This is a genomic window from Kosmotoga sp., from assembly GCF_982836095.1.
In genome coordinates this window covers 557-3,449 of the sequence record NZ_CEYIHJ010000083.1, presented here as the reverse complement: position 1 = coordinate 3,449, position 2,893 = coordinate 557, and the positions used below count along the sequence as shown (strand labels likewise).

The 2,893-nt window shown below is 44.5% G+C and carries 2 protein-coding genes; both read right to left on the bottom strand.

Annotation, left to right across the window (positions count from 1 at the left end):
* Nucleotides 1-1,373: amidophosphoribosyltransferase (gene purF / locus AC3LHT_RS06520; protein ID WP_488662332.1), on the bottom strand; the 1,373-nt coding region annotated here is incomplete at its 3' end.
* On the bottom strand, nt 1,355-2,893 hold a 1,539-nt coding region (gene purL, locus AC3LHT_RS06515; protein WP_488662331.1), incomplete at its 5' end, for a phosphoribosylformylglycinamidine synthase subunit PurL. The genes purF and purL, both read right to left, overlap by 19 nt.

The following is a 2,893-nucleotide window of genomic DNA, read 5'->3' as shown; positions in this document are numbered from 1 at the left end:
ATGGGATAGCTGCCGCTAAAGCAGGCTTCACAGTAGTTATCTTCCTTGCCGATAGCTTCGATTAAACCCTGAAGACTAAGATAACCAATGCTATCAACACCGAGTTTTTTTTGAATTTCATTAATGCTCAGGTTGGCGCCCACGAGTTCCTTCTTTGAGGGTGTATCAATGCCGAAATAACAGGGGTACGTAACCGGAGGAGAGCTCACTCGCAAGTGAACTTCCGAAACACCTGCGATACGAAGCTTTTCAACAAGCTCGGTTATCGTTGTGCCTCTCACAATGGAGTCATCTACCAGCACCACTCTTTTGCCTCGCACAATGTTTTCAAGTACGTTCAATTTCAAAGCTACTCCGATTTTTCTCATACTTTGCTTAGGCTGAATAAAAGTTCTGCCAACATAGCGATTCTTCACTAGACCTTCCGCAAAGGGGATTCCTGCAGCTTGGGCATAACCCATAGCTGCGGAAGTCCCGGAATCTGGTACGGAGATAACCACATCTGCCTTTGCAGGGTGTTCACTGAACAAAATCTCTCCAGCACGTCTCCGCGCCATGTAAATATTTTTTCCTCTTATGTTGCTGTCTGACCGTGCAAAATATATGTATTCAAAGATACACAGTTTGTCTTTTCTTGGAAGGTCCACAAAATAGCTTTGAAGCCCATCTTCATCGACAACAACGATTTCACCAGGTTCTACATCCCGTAGTAGCTGTGCCCCAATGGTATTAAAAGCACAACTTTCCGAAGAAAATATCAAGCTATTACCTTTTTTCCCTAAAGAGAGGGGGCGAATACCATTGGGATCCCGGATTCCAATTAGCTGTGTCCTGGTTGCCAGTACCAGAGCATATGCACCTTTGACGATTTTCATAGCCTTTTTAATCGCTTCAACAATGTTCCCCTGATCCAGTCTGGAAATCAAATTCGCTATTATCTCACTGTCAACCGATGTCTGAAAAATCGCCCCTTCTCTCTCTAGCTCCTTCCTGAGTTCCTCTGCATTCACCAGATTTCCATTGTGGGCCAATGCGAGGTTCCCATTCCAGTATTTAACCACGAGCGGTTGGGCGTTGCTGATATTGCTTTGTCCCGAAGTGGAGTATCTGACATGACCACAGGAAATGCCACCCTGCAGCGTTTCTAAAATCTCATCACTAAACACCTCAGCAACCAGTCCCATTCCTTTGTGAAACTCTATGTTTTTTCCAGTACTCACTGCAATCCCGCAACTTTCCTGTCCCCTGTGTTGCAGTGCATACAGGCCATAGTAAGTCAGGCGGGATATTCCGGGATCTTGATCTCCATAGATACCGAATACACCGCATTCATCTTTGAAGCTATCTTTTGGAATTATTTCCCCATTGCACATTTCAAAGCCTCCCGCCATGCCTGTCTAATCCTTTCAAGGGGGGTATCGATTTCCAGTCGGTCGTTAACATAAATACGAAGAGCCTGACCTGTTACAGTCCCTAAGACTTCATATGCCAAGTTTTTTGTATGAGCCTTTTCTATAATGGTTGGTAATAATTCAGCATCAATGCTAATGATAATTCGGGATTGGCTTTCACCAAAAAGCAGAGCATCTGTTCTCATTGTCTTGTTAACATGTAATTCTGCCCCAATATTCCCTGAAATGCATGATTCAGCTAACGCCACTGCAAGTCCTCCATCGCTGCAATCATGAGCCGACTTTACAAGCCCATCTGCGATGCATTCAAGACAAAAAGCCTGCACCCTTCGTTCTACTTCAAGATCGAGTTGGGGAACCTCACCTTTTTCTAGACCATGAATCACTTTAAGGTATTCACTGCCTCCAAGTTCTTCTTTGTTCTCACCGATTAAGACAATAACGTCTCCCTTATTTTTAAACCCAGGTGTGGTGATGTGTGAGCGATTCTCGATAAGCCCGGCCATACCTATAATGGGAGTGGGGTAGATCGCGTTTGACTCGGATTCATTGTAAAAGCTAACATTGCCGCTTATCACAGGAATTCCAAGAATTTGACAGGCCTCACTAATGCCCTTTACAGCCTGTTCAAACTGCCAAAATACTTCTGGTGACTCGGGATTGCCAAAGTTTAGCCCATCGGTAATCGCCAATGGTTTAGCGCCCGTGCAAACAAGGTTTCTCGCGGCCTCTGCTACACTGATAGCGCTGCCAATTTTTGGATTCAAAAAGCAGTACCTACCATTGCAGTCTGTTGTCAAAGCTATAGCTTTGTTTGTACCACGGATACTAATTACCGCAGCATCCGATCCAGGAGTTACAACTGTGTTTGTTCGGACCATATAGTCATATTGTTGATAAACCCACTCTTTGCTTGTGATGTTCGGAGAAGCCAGAAGTTTGAGCAACACTTCATTCATGTTTTCGGGTATTGGTATTGCCCTTGATTCAAGCTTTACAAGTTCTTTTAGATATGAAGGAACTTTAGATTCTGTGTGCGTAACAGGGGCTTCAGCTAGTGATTTAGCAGGTACCTGCGCAACTATTGTACCGTTTTCGCGTACTGTAAGCATTTTGTCACCTGTAACGTGGCCTATAACGACTGAATGAAGTCCCCACTTATTAAAAATGCGTTCGACCTCAGCTTCATTACCCTTTTTGACTATCACAAGCATTCTTTCCTGTGATTCAGAAATCATCACCTCAACGGGGGACATCCCCTCTTCGCGTTTTGGCACAAAAGCTACATCAAGATCTATTCCACTGTTTCCTCGACTTGCAGTTTCGCTGCACGCAGAAGTCAGACCAGCTGCACCGAGATCTTGTATTCCCACAACGCTATCAGTTTCGAATAGTTCCAGACAAGCTTCAAGTAGAAGCTTCTCCATAAATGGATCTCCAACCTGTACCGCAGAACGTTTTTCCAGAGACTGATTGGATAG